11 protein-coding genes are annotated in these 14,309 nt (G+C 73.5%); all 11 read right to left on the bottom strand.

Annotation, left to right across the window (positions count from 1 at the left end; genetic code table 11):
• Positions 1-39: 39 nt before the first annotated feature.
• Entirely contained in the window at positions 40-2,100 is a 2,061-nt protein-coding gene (locus ACSJJR_RS02690) for a primosomal protein N' (RefSeq protein ID WP_435941678.1), read from the bottom strand.
• 55 nt (positions 2,101-2,155) lie between these two features.
• The gene (gene metK / locus ACSJJR_RS02695; protein ID WP_435941679.1) at positions 2,156-3,358 is read right to left on the bottom strand and encodes a methionine adenosyltransferase; all 1,203 of its coding nucleotides are present in this window, start codon (positions 3,356-3,358) and stop codon (positions 2,156-2,158) included.
• Positions 3,359-3,410: 52 nt separating this feature from the next.
• Complete coding sequence (gene coaBC, locus ACSJJR_RS02700; protein WP_435941680.1) at positions 3,411-4,727, bottom strand: bifunctional phosphopantothenoylcysteine decarboxylase/phosphopantothenate--cysteine ligase CoaBC; 1,317 nt, start codon at positions 4,725-4,727, stop codon at positions 3,411-3,413.
• A gap of 25 nt (positions 4,728-4,752) precedes the next feature.
• The gene (gene rpoZ / locus ACSJJR_RS02705; RefSeq protein ID WP_435941681.1) at positions 4,753-5,151 is read right to left on the bottom strand and encodes a DNA-directed RNA polymerase subunit omega; all 399 of its coding nucleotides are present in this window, start codon (positions 5,149-5,151) and stop codon (positions 4,753-4,755) included.
• A gap of 63 nt (positions 5,152-5,214) precedes the next feature.
• Positions 5,215-5,787 carry a guanylate kinase gene (gene gmk / locus ACSJJR_RS02710; RefSeq protein ID WP_435941682.1) on the bottom strand — a complete coding sequence of 191 codons (573 nt, stop codon included), beginning with the start codon at positions 5,785-5,787 and terminating at the stop codon, positions 5,215-5,217.
• Positions 5,788-5,903: 116 nt separating this feature from the next.
• On the bottom strand, positions 5,904-6,800 hold the full coding sequence (pyrF, locus tag ACSJJR_RS02715; protein ID WP_435941683.1) for an orotidine-5'-phosphate decarboxylase: 897 nt from the start codon (positions 6,798-6,800) through the stop codon (positions 5,904-5,906).
• Positions 6,797-10,117: a carbamoyl-phosphate synthase large subunit gene (gene carB, locus ACSJJR_RS02720; protein WP_435941684.1), complete on the bottom strand. Its 3,321-nt coding sequence runs from the start codon at positions 10,115-10,117 to the stop codon at positions 6,797-6,799. Before carB ends, pyrF begins: the two co-directional genes overlap by 4 nt.
• Positions 10,117-11,370 (bottom strand): glutamine-hydrolyzing carbamoyl-phosphate synthase small subunit, encoded by a 1,254-nt coding sequence (gene carA / locus ACSJJR_RS02725; protein ID WP_435941685.1) that lies wholly within the window; start codon positions 11,368-11,370, stop codon positions 10,117-10,119. The genes carB and carA overlap by 1 nt, the downstream gene beginning before the upstream one ends.
• Positions 11,367-12,686 carry a dihydroorotase gene (locus ACSJJR_RS02730; protein WP_435941686.1) on the bottom strand — a complete coding sequence of 440 codons (1,320 nt, stop codon included), beginning with the start codon at positions 12,684-12,686 and terminating at the stop codon, positions 11,367-11,369. Before ACSJJR_RS02730 ends, carA begins: the two co-directional genes overlap by 4 nt.
• Complete coding sequence (locus ACSJJR_RS02735; RefSeq protein WP_435941687.1) at positions 12,683-13,669, bottom strand: aspartate carbamoyltransferase catalytic subunit; 987 nt, start codon at positions 13,667-13,669, stop codon at positions 12,683-12,685. The genes ACSJJR_RS02730 and ACSJJR_RS02735 overlap by 4 nt, the downstream gene beginning before the upstream one ends.
• A complete protein-coding gene (gene pyrR / locus ACSJJR_RS02740) occupies positions 13,666-14,247 on the bottom strand; it encodes a bifunctional pyr operon transcriptional regulator/uracil phosphoribosyltransferase PyrR (RefSeq protein ID WP_435941688.1) in 582 nt (193 codons plus the stop codon). Before pyrR ends, ACSJJR_RS02735 begins: the two co-directional genes overlap by 4 nt.
• Positions 14,248-14,309: the final 62 nt, after the last annotated feature.

A 14,309-nucleotide genomic window follows, 5' to 3' on the forward strand; every position in this document is an offset into this window, starting at 1 on the left:
GCCCGCCCCAGGTGGCCTGCGCGCCGCACTGGCACCGGCCTACCACAGCACGGTGGGGTCGAGCTCGATGCGCACGGGGTCCTCGCGGCGCACGGAGCGCTCGCGTGACTGCAGGCGCAGCGTCTCGGCCAGGTCATGGCCCTGGCTCAGCGGCACGCGCACGAGGGCCCGCACACGCTCAGGCACCGGCACGCCGGCCCTCGTGGGCTGGGCCACTGGCTGTGGCGCGTGGACCGGTCCGAGCACGTCCCAGCCCTGCTCCCGCGCCGTCTGGAGGTAGGCCTCGACCGCCGGGAGCGGGCCGTCGAGGCGGGCGCAGCGCACGGCGGGCGGCAGCTCGAGCTCGAGCCGCTCACGCAGCTCCTCGGCGGCGAAGCCGGCGTGGTTCCAGCGCATGAGGGCCTGGGAGACAGCCAGGTCCGGAGAGCCCAGGAGGATGACCCGGGCGTCGCGCCGGGCGAGGACGACGGCATTGGCCCACCGCCGCAGGGCCTCGCTCGAGGCCCCGAGCTCGGGGCGCGAGGACAGCACGGCGCCGTCGAGCAGGAGGACCGCCGTGTAGCCGCCCTCGGCGACCGGCTCGGCGCCGGGGGTGGCCACGACGATCCGGGGGGCGGCGTCCACCGTGGTGACCACGCCGTGGTCGGCTCGGGTGCCCGAGACAACCACGGGCACGCCCGGGAAGGCGCGGCCGAGCTCGTCCCCCGTGCGCACGGAGCCCGATCCGCCCATGCGTAGGCGCTCGCCCCCGCACTGCGGGCACGCCCACCCGGCCCCGGGACGCCCGCACCAGCGGCAGGCCGCCTCACCACGTCGGCTCATCGACAGCGGGCCCGAGCAGGAGCGGCAGCGGGCGACGGCGCGGCAGGTGGCGCACACGACGACGGGTGCGTAGCCGGAGCGGGCGACCTGGACGAGGACGGGTCCGTGGCCCAGGGCCCGGTGCAGCGCGCGGTGCGCGAGGGAGGGGACACGGGCTCGGCCGCTGGCGCCCTCGCGGCCGAGCTCGGCGTCCGCGGGGACCTCGACGCGGGGCACGGTGGCGCGGACGAGGGGGAGTGGGGCCTCAAGGTCGCGGGCCCAGCCCTGCGCGACGTAGGACTGGGCCTCGACACTGCGCGTGCGCGAGGCGATGAGCAGGGCACAGTGCTCGAGCCCGCTGCGCAGGGCCAGGACGGTGCGGGCGTGGACGTAGGGGGCACGGGGCTCGTCAAGGCGGTCGTCGCCGTCATCCCAGATGACGGCCAGGCCGAGCCCCGCCACGGGGGCGAAGGCGACGGCGCGGGTGCCGACGACCACGCGCGCGCGGCCCAGAAGCAGCCTGCTGAAGACCCGGTAGCGGCGGGCCGGGCCGTGCTCGGCGCTGAGGACGAGGACCTCCTCACCATTGAGGGCGTCACCAAGACGCGGCGCCAGCTCCTCAGCCTGGGCGGTGGTGGCGACGGCGACGAGCGCCCCGCGCCCGCTGGACAAGCTGGCCCGCACGGCCTGGGCGAGCAGGACCTCCCAGTCGTCGAGGACGCCCTCGCGCGCGGGCAGGGCGGTCAGGACCGCCCGCGGGGCGTGGCCGTCGCTGACGGCGTCCAGGAAGACGGCGCCACCGGTGTAGGCGCCCCAGCCGGTGGCGGCCGCCTGCGGGCGGGCGGGCCGGAGCAGGCGCCCGGGGGGCTCGGCGCGCACGGCGCGCTCCGTGGTGGCGTGCCGGGTGGGCACGGCCAGGCGCAGGACGTCGGAGCGGGTGCCTGCGGTGCGGGCGGCAACGGCCTCCACGAGCCTGCGGGTGGCCTCGGGCACAACCGGCAGGTCGGACACGACGCGGCGCACGGGCGCCAGCCGGCCGGTGTGCGTCGTCGTGCTGGCGCGTTCCCAGACCCATCCCTGGACCTCCTGCCCACCGAAGCGGACGACGACGCGCACGCCCTCGGCGGCGGCGGCGTCGAGCCCGGGCGGCACGAGGTAGTCGAAGAGACGGTCCAGGTGCGGCACACCCGAGTCGAGCAGGACCCTGGCCACGGGCGCCATGACGCCGCCGCCGCTCACACGGCGCTGGGCAGGGGCGGGGGCCACGAGCAGCGCGTCCTGCTGGCCGGTGCGGCTCATCGCCCCTCCTCCTGCTCGTCGTGGCCTGCTCCCCTGCGGCCCGGGCCCCGGCGGCTCAGACCGCGGCGCGCAGCAGCGGCGCGCGGCTCGTGTCCTCCCATGTGAAGCCGGGGCGGCCGAAGTGCCCGTAGGCGCTCGTCGTGCGGTAGACCGGCCGCAGCAGGTCGAGGTCGCGGATGATGGCGGCCGGGCGCAGGTCGAAGACCTCCTGCACCGCGGCCTGGATCCGCTCCACCGCGACCGTCTCGGTGCCGAAGGTCTCGATGTACAGACCCACGGGGTAGGCGGAGCCGATGGCGTAGGCGACCTGGATCTCGCAGCGCTCGGCCAGGCCTGCGGCGACGACGTTCTTGGCGACCCAGCGCATGGCGTAGGCGCCCGAGCGGTCCACCTTCGAGGGGTCCTTGCCAGAGAAGGCGCCGCCGCCGTGGCGGGCCGTGCCCCCGTAGGTGTCGACGATGATCTTGCGGCCGGTCAGGCCCGCGTCCCCGGCCGGGCCGCCGATGGTGAACCGGCCTGAGGGGTTGACGAGGACCTCGGCACCGGAGACGTTGAGGTCGAGGCCCTTGGCCTGCTCGACGACGAGCACGGGGACGAGGACCTCCTCGGTCAGGGCGTCGCGCAGCCACGCCTGGCTGCGGTCCTCGTCGTGCTGGGTGGACAGCACGACATTGGTCAGGCTGACGGGCCGGTCCCCCTCGTAACCGATGGTGACCTGGGTCTTGCCGTCGGGGCGCAGGCCCGCGACGACGCCCTGCTTGCGCACGGCCGTCAGCCGCTCGGCGAGGCGGTGGGCCAGGTGGATGGGCAGCGGCATGAGCTCGCTGGTCTCCGTGCAGGCGTAGCCGAACATCAGGCCCTGGTCCCCGGCGCCCTGGGCGTCGAGCGGGTCGAGGCCGACGCCCTCCCCACGCACCTCGAGAGCCTTGTCCACGCCGGCGGCGATGTCCGGGGACTGCTGGCCGATGGAGATCGACACACCGCAGGAGCGGCCGTCGAAGCAGACGTCGGAGGAGTCGTAGCCGATGGCGACGATCTCGTCGCGCACGATCTGGGGGATCTCCACGTAGGCGCTCGTCGTCACCTCTCCGGCGACGTGGACGAGGCCCGTGGTCATCATGGTCTCGACGGCGACGTGCGCGGCCGGGTCCTGCTCGAGGATCGCGTCGAGGACGGAGTCGGAGATCCGGTCGCAGATCTTGTCCGGGTGGCCCTCGGTGACGGACTCAGAGGTGAAGAGACGGAGGGAGGAGTTCACGGGCACAGCCTACCGGCGGGACAGGACACGAACCGGGCCCCGGAGGACCTGGTCACTGTGCGTCAGCGCACGTCCCCGCCAGGCGATCGGCCACCAGCGCAACCAGCGCCCGGGCGACCTCGTCCTTCGTCCCCTGGGCGCGCGCGACCTCAGCACCGTGGGCGTCGAGCACGACGACGGCGTTGGGCACGTCGCCGAAGCCCAGCGCCTGGCCGACCGCGTTGACGGCCAGCAGGTCGGCGCCCTTGCGCCGTGCCTTGGCGGCGCCGTGGGCGAGGACGTCGCCGTCGGCGTCACCCGTCTCGGCGGCGAAGCCGACGACGAGGGTGCGCACCCCGTCCGTGCGCGGCGGGCGGCTCACGAGGCCGGCGAGGACGTCGGGGTTCTCGACGAGCTCGATGGGGGCCGGCCGCGGCGCGCCACCCTCCTGGCCGGGGGTCAGCACGTGCTTCTTGATCTTGGCGCTGTGCACGCTGCGGGGCCTGAAGTCGGCGACGGCGGCCGCCATGACGACGGCGTCGGCGTCAACGCAGGCGCTCCTGACCGCGTCCTGCAGCTCCAGGGCGGTGCCCACCGCGAGGACCTCCACCGTCGGCCCCAGGCCGCGCAGGAGGTCCTCGCTGATGTTGGCGGCCACGAGGGTGACCCGGGCCCCCTGGGCGGCTGCGGCGCGGGCGACGGCGACGCCCTGGCGCCCGGAGGAGCGGTTGCCGAGGTAGCGCACCGGGTCCAGGGGCTCGCGGGTGCCACCCGCGCTGACGACGACGTGGTGCCCGGCCAGGACCTGGGCCGCTGCCTCAGGCGTGCGCCGGTGAGCCAGGGCGCTCAGGGCCGCGGCGACGATGTCCTGAGGCTCGGGCAGGCGCCCGGTGCCCGAGTCCTCGCCGGTCAGGCGGCCGTCGGCGGGCTCGAGGACGTCCAGGCCACGGCGGCGCAGGGTGGCGACGTTCTCGACGGTCGCCGGGTTGCGCCACATCTGGGTGTGCATCGCCGGGCACAGCATCACCGGCGCGGTGGTCGTCAGGACCGTGGCGGTGAGCAGGTCGTCCGCTCGTCCGGCCGCCACACGGGCGAGGAGGTCCGCGGAGGCCGGGGCGACGAGGACGAGCTCGGCCCACTCCCCCACGGCCACGTGCTCGACCGCGGCGGGGTCGTCGAAGACGCCGGTGGACACCGGCCCCCCGGACACCGCGGCCAGGGCCGGGGCGCCGATGAAGCGCAGGGCCGCCTCGGTGGCGACCACCCTGACCTCGCAGCCGGCCTCCCGCAGGCGCCGCACCACCGTGGGCGCCTTGTAGGCGGCGATGGACCCGGACACGCCGACGACGACGCGCCGCCTCCCGGTCGGGGACGCGGCGCGTGCGCTCATGTGCTGCTCCACCAGGGCCAGGACGTCAGAACTCGATGTCGTCCACGCTGGTGGCCGGGCCCTCCTCGCCCAGCGACAGCGGGTTGTCCCGGAAGAGGTCGGAGAACGTGTCCTCCTCAGCGGCCCGGCGGGCCTCCTCGGCCTCGGCGCGGCGGGCGCGGGCGACGTCACCCGCGATGACCTCGAGCTTGTCCGCGGCGATCTCGCGCAGCGCGATGCCCAGCGGCTTCTCCTCCGTCTCGGTCTCCACGAGGGGGCCGAAGAACTCCAGGTGGTTGTCCTCGAGCTGCTGGGTGTAGCTGTTGATCTGCCGGGCACGCTTGGCGGCCTCCACCACGAGCCCGTACTTGGAGTCAACCTTCTCCAGAAGGTCGTCGATCGGCGGGTTCGTGATGCCCTCGGGCTGGGGGGAGGTACCGAGCATGTGCGTGACCTGCTTTCTGAGCGCGTGACCGGCCCTGACAGGCCGTGCGGTAACCGGGACAGTCTAGCCCGCCAGGCCGAGCAGGCCCTCGAGCTCATCCGTGGCACGCGCCACGGTGTCGTTGACGACGACGTGGTCGAACTCGTCCACGGCGGCCATCTCCGTGCGCGCGGTGAGCAGGCGCCGCTCACGCTCGGCCGCGTCCTCGGTGCCCCGGCCGACGAGGCGGTTGACGAGCTCGTCCCAGCTGGGCGGGGCCAGGAAGACGAGCCGCGCCTCGGGCAGGGTGCGGCGCACCTGCCGGGCGCCGTCGAGGTCGATCTCGAGCAGGACGGGACGGCCGGCGCCGAGCTCGGCCTGTACCGGGCCGCGCGGGGTCCCGTAGCGGCAGCGCCCGTGCACGAGGGCCCACTCGAGCATCTGGTCCTCGGCGACGAGCCGGTCGAACTCCTCGTCGGTGACGAAGTGGTAGTGGACACCGTCCACCTCCCCCGGGCGCGGGCGGCGGGTCGTGGCGGACACGGAGACGTACAGGCCGGGGTGGCGCCGTCGCAGCTCGGCAACCACCGTGCCCTTGCCAACCGCAGTCGGGCCGGCCAGGACAACGGCGCGCGGGGACGTCGTGGGCTCGCTCATGGGCCCATCATCCACTACCGGCCACCACCCGGAGAAAACGGGCCGGCGGCGCGAGACAGCGCGCCGCCGGCCCCCGTGCCCGGGCCGCGGGCCGGGCACGCGGCCTGCCGGCCCGTCTAGCCCCTGAGGGCCTGTGCCGCCTCGGCGGCCGCGGCCGCGGCGGCCCGGCGCAGTGAGGCGGCCTCGGGGCCGGCTCCCAGCACCCCGCGCGAGGTCGAGGCGAGCACCTGGCTGCGTGCGGGGCCAAAGACCTGCTCGAGCTCGGCCGCGCCTGCACCCTGCGCACCGACCCCGGGGGCCAGCAGCGGGGCGGCCGAGGCCGCCAGGTCCAGTCCGAGCTCCTGCACGGCCTCACCCACGGTCGCGCCGACAACGAGGCCGATGCTGCCGAGCGTGCCGGCCTTCGAAGCCTGCGCGTTGGCGGCCGTCACGCCGTCCACCACCGCGCCCGCCACCGAGCGGCCGGAGGCATCCGCCGCGTGCTGGACGCTCCTGCCCTCCGGGTTCGAGGTCAGTCCCAGCACGAAGACGCCGCGGCCGGTCTCACGCGCCAGGGCGAGCACGGGCTCCAGGGAGCCGAAGCCGAGGTAGGGCGAGACGGTGAGGGCGTCCGCCGCCAGCGGCGAGCCCTCGGACAGGTAGGCGTCCGCGTAGCCTCCCATCGTGGAGCCGATGTCACCCCGTTTGACGTCCAGGATGCTGAGCGTGCCCGCCTCGCGCAGCGCCGCGAGGGTCTCCTCCAGGACCGCCACGCCCGCCGAGCCGTGGCGCTCGAAGAAGGCTGACTGCGGCTTGACTGCGGCGACCCGGCCACCGAGAGCGTCAACCACCCGCAGGGAGAACTCGCGCAGCCCGGTCGCGTCGTCGCTCAGCCCCCAGGAGTCCAGCAGGCCCTTGTGAGGGTCGATGCCCACACACAGGGGGCCCAGCTCGTCCATGGCCCGGGCCAGACGGGTGCCGAAGGGCGCGCGCCCGGCGACGCCCGCGGCGGGCATGTGCGCCGCGGTGCTCATGCGCCCACCTGCTCTCGTCGTGCGGCGCGCGCGGCGTCGTGCTCCTGCAGGGAGCGGATCCTGAAGGGGCCACGCAGCCTGGCCTCCAGCGCCTGGACGGTCGCCTGCAGCTGCTGCACCGTCGTGATGATGGGACGGTCGGCACTCGTCGTGGCCGCACGGATCGAGTAGCCGTCGGCGCGGGCGCCCTGCCCCTTGGGCGTGTTGACGACCATGTCCACCATGCCGGACTCGATGAGCTCGACGATCGTCTGCTCGCCGTGCTCGCCCAGGCCCTCGCTGACCTTGCGCACCGCGGTGGCGGGGATGCCGTTGCGGCGCAGCACCTGGGCGGTGCCCGTCGTGGCCAGCACCGTGAAGCCCAGCTCGGCCAGGCGGGCGACCGGCAGGACGACGGCCCGCTTGTCGCGGTCCGCCACCGAGACGAAGACCGTGCCCTCGGTGGGCAGACCGCCGTAGGCGCCGGCCTGCGACTTGGCGAAGGCCGTCGGGAAGTCGATGTCGTAGCCCATGACCTCACCGGTCGAGCGCATCTCGGGACCGAGGACCGTGTCCACCGCCCTGCCGTCGGGGGTGCGGAAGCGCCTGAAGGGCAGGACCGCCTCCTTGACCGCGATGGGGTCCAGCGGGTCGGTGTGGGAGGTGTCGTGCAGGGGCAGGTGGCCGCTGCGCCTGAGGGAGGCGATGGACTCGCCCGCCATGAGCAGCGCCGCCGCCTTGGCCAGCTGCACGCCGGTGGCCTTCGAGACGAAGGGCACCGTGCGTGAGGCACGCGGGTTGGCCTCGATGACGTAGAGCGTGTCGCTCATGAGGGCGAACTGGATGTTGATGAGCCCGCGCACACCCACGCCCTCGGCGATGGCCTGTGTGGAACGGCGGATGCGGGCGATCTCCGTGTCCGACAGCGTCATGGGGGGCAGGACGCAGGCGGAGTCGCCCGAGTGGATGCCGGCCTCCTCGATGTGCTCCATGACGCCCCCGAGGAAGAGCTCGGTGCCGTCGTAGAGGGCATCGACGTCGATCTCGATGGCGTCGTCGAGGAAGCGGTCGATGAGCAGCGGCCCGTTGGCGTAGGCGCCCCCGGGCTCCTGGCTGGCGCGCACGAGGTAGTCCTCCAGGCCGGAGCGCTCGTAGACGATCTCCATGCCACGCCCACCCAGCACATAGCTGGGGCGCACGAGCACGGGGAAGCCGATCGTCGCGGCCACCTCGAGGGACTGCTCGTCCGTCAGCGCCGTCCCGTGGGCGGGGGCGGGCAACCCTGCCCTGGCCAGGACGGCTCCGAAGGCCTGGCGGTCCTCAGCGGCGTCGATGGCCTCAGGGCTCGTGCCGATGATGCTCACGCCCGCCGCCTTGAGGCGGGCCGCCAGCGACAGCGGGGTCTGGCCGCCGAGCTGGACGATGACACCGGCCACGGGACCGGCGGCGAGCTCGGCCTCGTAGACCTCCATGACGTCCTCGAAGGTCAGCGGCTCGAAGTACAGCCTGTCGGAGACGTCGTAGTCGGTGGAGACCGTCTCCGGGTTGCAGTTGACCATGACGGTCTCGTAGCGCTCGGCCAGCGCCATGGTCGCGTGCACGCAGGAGTAGTCGAACTCGATGCCCTGGCCGATGCGGTTGGGACCCGAGCCCAGGATGATGACGGCCTCGCGCTCGCGCGGCGCCACCTCGCTCTCGGTGTCGTAGCTCGAGTACAGGTAGGGGGTGCGGGCGGCGAACTCAGCGGCGCAGGTGTCCACCGTCTTGTAGACGGGCCGCAGGCCGTAGGCGTGGCGCACCTCGCGGACGGTGTCCTCACTCAGGCCCCTGATCCCGGCGAGCTGGAGGTCGGAGAAGCCGTGGCGCTTGGCCTCCGCCAGGACCGTGGGGGTCAGGGCCGGGGCCTGGCGGACCATGTCGGCCGTCTCCTGCAGGAGCAGCATCTGGTCGAGGAACCACGGGTCGATGCGGGTCGCCTCGTACAGCTCGTCCACGCCCGCCCCGGCGCGCACGGCCTGCTGCAGGTCGAGCAGGCGGTGCTCGGTGGGTGTGCGCAGGGACTCCAGCAGTGCGGGTAGGGCCTCGGGCGCGGGAGCCGGGCCGTCCCAGTGGAAGGCGGTGCCCTTCTTGTCGATGGACCGCATGGCCTTCTGAAGGGCCTCGGTGAAGGACCGTCCGATGGCCATGGCCTCACCGACGGACTTCATCGTCGTGGTGAGCGTGGGGTCCGCGCCACGGAACTTCTCGAAGGCGAAGCGCGGGACCTTGACGACGACGTAGTCGAGAGCCGGCTCGAAGGAGGCGGGGGTCGAGCCCGTGATGTCGTTGGGGACCTCGTCGAGCGTGTACCCCACGGCCAGCCGGGCGGCGATCTTCGCGATGGGGAAGCCAGTGGCCTTGGAGGCCAGGGCCGAGGAGCGCGAGACGCGCGGGTTCATCTCGATGACGACGACGCGCCCGGTGGCGGGGTCCACGGCGAACTGGATGTTGCAGCCGCCGGTGTCCACCCCGACCTCGCGGATGACGGCGATGCCGATGTCGCGCAGGCGCTGCAGCTCGCGGTCGGTGAGGGTCAGGGCAGGGGCCACGGTGATGGAGTCGCCCGTGTGGATGCCCACCGGGTCGAGGTTCTCGATGGAGCACACGACGACGCAGTTGTCCGCCTTGTCGCGCATGAGCTCGAGCTCGTACTCCTTCCAGCCGAGGATCGACTCCTCCAGGAGCACCTCGGTGGTGCGCGAGGCCGCCAGGCCCTGGCCGGCGATGCGCTCGAGGTCGGCGGCGTCGTAGGCGATGCCCGAGCCCAGCCCACCCATGGTGAAGGAGGGGCGCACGACCACGGGGTAGCCGCCCAGGGCCTCGACACCCCGGTGGCACTCGTCCATCGTGTGGGCGATGACGGAGCGGGCGACCTCGGCGCCGCAGCGCTCGACGACCCTCTTGAACTCGTCGCGGTCCTCACCGGCGTTGATGGCCTCGGCGTTGGCGCCGATGAGCTCGACGTCGTAACGCTCGAGCACGCCGGCCTCGACCAGGCTCATGGCGGCGTTGAGGGCCGTCTGGCCGCCCAGGGTCGGCAGGAGCGCGTCAGGGCGCTCCTTGTCGATGATGGAGGTCAGCACCTCCAGGGTCAGCGGCTCGACGTAGGTGGCGTCGGCCACGTCCGGGTCCGTCATGATCGTCGCTGGGTTGGAGTTGACGAGGATGACGCGGATGCCCTCCAAGCGCAGGACACGGCAGGCCTGGGTGCCGGAGTAGTCGAACTCGCAGGCCTGCCCGATGACGATGGGCCCCGAGCCGATGACGAGGACGGAGCGGATGTCGGTACGGCGGGGCATCAGTCGTTCTCCTCGGCGGTCGTGGCCTCGCCGTGGCCCGTGGCGGCACGGTGGGCGGTCATGAGGCGCACGAAGCGGTCGAACAGGTGCTCGCCGTCGTGCGGTCCCGCCGCGGCCTCCGGGTGGTACTGGACGGAGAAGGCGGGGATGTCCAGGGCGCGCAGCCCCTCGACGACACCGTCGTTGAGGCCCACGTGGCTGACCTCGACGCGCCCGTAGCGGCCGGAGTCGTAGGGGGCGGTGCTGGGCGCGCCGACGGGGGCGTCAACCGCGAAGCCGTGGTTGTGCGCGGTGATCTCGACGCGGCCGGTGGCACGGTCCAGCACGGGCTGGTTGACGCCACGGTGGCCGTAGCCGAGCTTGTAGGTGCCGTAGCCCAGGGCCCGGCCGAAGATCTGGTTGCCCAGGCAGATGCCGAAGAAGGGCAGGCCGGCGTCGAGCACCCCGCGCAGGAGCGCGACCTCGGCGTCTGCCGTCGCAGGGTCACCCGGGCCGTTGGAGAAGAAGACGCCGTCGGGCCTCAGGGCCAGCAGCTCGCCGAGGGTCGTGGACTGGGGCAGCACGTGCACACGCACCCCGCGCTGGGCGAGCTGGTAGGGGGTGCGGGCCTTGATCCCGAGGTCAACGGCGGCAACGACGGCCACGGGCTCGCGCCCCTGCCAGGCACCGGAGGGCTCGACGACGTAGCCGTCCTCGGTGGTGACCTCGGCCGCGAGGGCCTGGCCCTCCATGACGGGCTCGCAGCGCACCGCGTCGAGGCAGATGTCCAGGGCCGCCTGGGAGGGGGCGCCGCGCAGGTCGGTGCCGACCCCGGCGGGCAGGGCATCGCCGGAGAAGATGCCGGCGCGCATGGCTCCGCGCTCGCGCAGGTGGCGGGTCAGGGCGCGGGTGTCAACGTCGCAGATGCCGACGACGCCGGCACTGACGAGCTCGTCCTCCAGCTCGCGCCGGGCACGCCAGGAGGAGGCCCGCCGGGCGGGGTCGCGCACGACGTAGCCGGCGACCCAGATGCGCCCGGACTCGGGGTCCTCGTCGTTGACCCCGGTGTTGCCGATGTGCGGGGCGGTCATGACGACGATCTGACGGTGGTAGGAGGGGTCCGTGAGGGTCTCCTGGTAGCCGGTCATCGCCGTGTTGAAGACGATCTCGGCGACGGTGCGCCCGGTGGCGCCGTAGGAGCGGCCGACGAGGGCGAAGCCGTCCTCGAGGACGAGCAGGGCGGGGGCGCGTGTGGGTGAGGCGGCCGGGCTCATGCCTGCGCCTCACCGTCGCGGGCGACGGGCACGCCGCCCAGGACCGTGGGCCGCCCGTGCAGGAAGGTGGCGACGACCTGGCCAGGCAGCTCCATGCCGGCGTAGGGCGTGTTGGTCGAGTGCGTCCACTGCGAGGCGCCGTCAACGGTGCGCCGCACCGTGGGGTCCACGACCGTGATGTTGGCGGGGGCTGCGACCTTGAGGCCCTGGCCCTGGTCCTGCACGCGGCCGATGCGGGCGGGGGTAGTGGACATGACCCGGGCGATGTCGCGCCAGGTCATGCGGCCCGTGCTCACCATCGTCTCGATGAGGATCGGCAGGGCGGTCTCCAGGCCGGTCATGCCGAAGGCTCCGGCCTGCCACTCGCAGTCCTTGTCCTCCAGCGGGTGAGGGGCGTGGTCGGTGCCGACGACGTCGATGGTGCCGTCCGCCAGGGCCTCGCGCACGGCCTCGACGTCCTCGGCGGTGCGCAGGGGCGGGTTGACCTTGTACAGCGGCGAGTAGCTGCGCGCCATCTCGTCGGTGAGCATCAGGTGGTGAGGGGTGGCCTCGGCGGTGACGTCGATCCCGCGGGCCTTGGCCCAGCGGATGATCTCGACGCTGCCGGCCGTTGACAGGTGGCACACGTGCAGGCGCGAGCCGACGTGCTCAGCGAGCAGGACGTCACGGGCGATGACTGCCTCCTCGGCGACGGAGGGCCATCCCCGCAGGCCGAGCTCGGCGGAGACGACGCCCTCGTGCATCTGCGAGCCCTCGGTCAGGCGCGGGTCCTGGGAGTGCTGGGCGATGACGCCGTCGAAGGACTTGACGTACTCCAGGGCGCGACGCATGAGGACGGGGTCGTGGACGCACTTGCCGTCGTCGGAGAAGACGCGCACCCGGGCGGCGGAGGCGGCCATGGCGCCCATCTCGCTCAGCTGCTCGCCCTTGAGGCCCTTGGAGACGGCGCCCACGGGGTGGACGTCCACCCAGCCGGCGTCCTGGCCCAGGCGCAGGACCTGCTCGACGACTCCGGCGTTGTCCTGGACCGGGGTCGTGTTGGCCATGGCGAAGACGGCGGTGTAGCCGCCCACGGCGGCAGCACGGGTGCCCGTGAAGACCGTCTCGGCGGACTCGCCGCCGGGCTCGCGCAGGTGGGTGTGGGGGTCCACGAGCCCGGGCAGGGCGATGAGGCCGTCGAGCTCGTGGCGCACGGCGTCGGCGGGTGCCTGCGCGGCGGCCTCGGGGCCGATGGCGGCGATACGGCCGTCGATGACGAGGATGTCGGATGCGTCCTCGCCGTAGGGGCGGGCACCGATGAGGAGGTGGGCGGTCACAGCTGGGTCCCTTCGTCGGCCAGGAGGAGGTAGAGGGCGGCCATGCGCACCGAGACGCCGTTGCCGACCTGCTCGATGATGCGCGAGCGGGGGTCGTCGGCGGCCTCGGCGGTGATCTCCAGGCCGCGGTTCATCGGACCGGGGTGCATGACGATGGCGTGGGCGGGCATGGCCTCACGGCGGGCGGTGTCAAGGCCGTAGGCGCGTGAGTACTCGGCGGGGCTGGGGAAGTAGCCGCCACCGGCCGCGCTCATGCGCTCGCGCTGGACGCGCAGCATCATGACGGCGTCGGGGCCGACCTCGGCGATGGTCTCGTCCAGGTCGTAGGAGACCGAGCAGGGCCAGCCCTCCATCCCCACCGGCAGGAGGGTGGGCGGGGCCACGAGCGTGACCTCGGCGCCCAGGGTGGTGAGCAGGTCCACGTTGGAGCGCGCCACCCGCGAGTGCAGGATGTCACCGACGATGACGACCCTGGCGCCGGCGAGGTCTCGCCCGCGCGGGGCGGGCGAGCCGTCGGCGGCCCCGGTGGAGGGGTCGTACCACCGGCGCAGGGTCATGGCGTCGAGCAGGGCCTGGGTGGGGTGCTGGTGCTTGCCGTCCCCGGCGTTGAGCACCGGCACGTTGATCCAGCCGGCGTGGGCCAGCAGGTGGGCGGCACCGTCGGCCGAGTGGCGCACGACGACGGCGTCGGCACCCATGGCCATGATCGTCTGGGCCGTGTCCTTGAGGGACTCCCCCTTGGACACCGAGGAGCCCTTGGCGGAGAAGTTGATGACGTCGGCGCTGAGCCTCTTGGCGGCGGCCTCGAAGGACAGGCGGGTGCGGGTGGAGTCCTCGAAGAAGAGGTTGACGACCGTCTTGCCGCGCAGGGTGGGCAGCTTCTTGACGGCGTGGCGCTGGGTGGCGGCCATGGCCTCGGCGGTGTCGAGGACCATGACGGCCTCGTCGTGGCCGAGGTCCTTGGCGGACAGCAGGTGCTTCATCGGGCGGCCTCCGTGGTGGGCTCGGGCGACGGGTGGATGGCGACCGAGTCGGCTGCGGCGCCGAGCTCGGTGAGGCAGACGACGACCTTCTCCTTGCGGGAGGTCGGAAGGTTCTTGCCCACGTAGTCCGCGCGGATCGGCAGCTGGCGGTGGCCGCGGTCCACCAGGACGGCGAGCTGGACGGCGTCGGCGCGTCCGATGGAGCCCAGGGCGTCGAGGGCGGCGCGGACGGTGCGCCCGGAGTACAGGACGTCGTCGACGAGCACGACGGTGCGGCCCTCCAGGACGTCGCCGGGGATGACGGTGGCCTGCGGCACGCGGATGGCGTGGCGGCCCAGGTCGTCGCGGTACATCGTGATGTCGAGGGTGCCGACGGGCACCTCGCGCCCGCCGGTGGCGAAGGCGAGGGCCTTGGCCAGGCGCTGGGCGAGGGGGACGCCGGCGGAGGGGATGCCGAGCAGGAGGATGTCCTCGACACCTCGGTTGCGTTCAACGATCTCGTGTGCGATCCGCACGAGGGAGCGTGCGATCTCGGCCTCGCCGAGGATCTGCTTGCCGGTGGGCTGCGCGTGGGCCACGGTGCGTGGACCTCCTTCCCCGCCTCGCTGGACGGAGTTCAAGGATGTCTGACGGCCGCATC

The organism is Actinomyces sp. W5033 (genome assembly GCF_051303165.1).

Excerpts from the sequence above, each read along its gene's own strand:
- ACSJJR_RS02690 (WP_435941678.1), bottom strand. The coding sequence starts at position 2,100 with ATGAGCCGCACCGGCCAGCAGGACGCGCTGCTCGTGGCCCCCGCCCCT.
- coaBC (WP_435941680.1), bottom strand. The coding sequence starts at position 4,727 with ATGAGCGCACGCGCCGCGTCCCCGACCGGGAGGCGGCGCGTCGTCGTC.
- rpoZ (WP_435941681.1), bottom strand. The coding sequence starts at position 5,151 with ATGCTCGGTACCTCCCCCCAGCCCGAGGGCATCACGAACCCGCCGATC.
- gmk (WP_435941682.1), bottom strand. The coding sequence starts at position 5,787 with ATGAGCGAGCCCACGACGTCCCCGCGCGCCGTTGTCCTGGCCGGCCCG.
- pyrF (WP_435941683.1), bottom strand. The coding sequence starts at position 6,800 with ATGAGCACCGCGGCGCACATGCCCGCCGCGGGCGTCGCCGGGCGCGCG.
- carB (WP_435941684.1), bottom strand. The coding sequence starts at position 10,117 with ATGCCCCGCCGTACCGACATCCGCTCCGTCCTCGTCATCGGCTCGGGG.
- carA (WP_435941685.1), bottom strand. The coding sequence starts at position 11,370 with ATGAGCCCGGCCGCCTCACCCACACGCGCCCCCGCCCTGCTCGTCCTC.
- ACSJJR_RS02735 (WP_435941687.1), bottom strand. The coding sequence starts at position 13,669 with ATGAAGCACCTGCTGTCCGCCAAGGACCTCGGCCACGACGAGGCCGTC.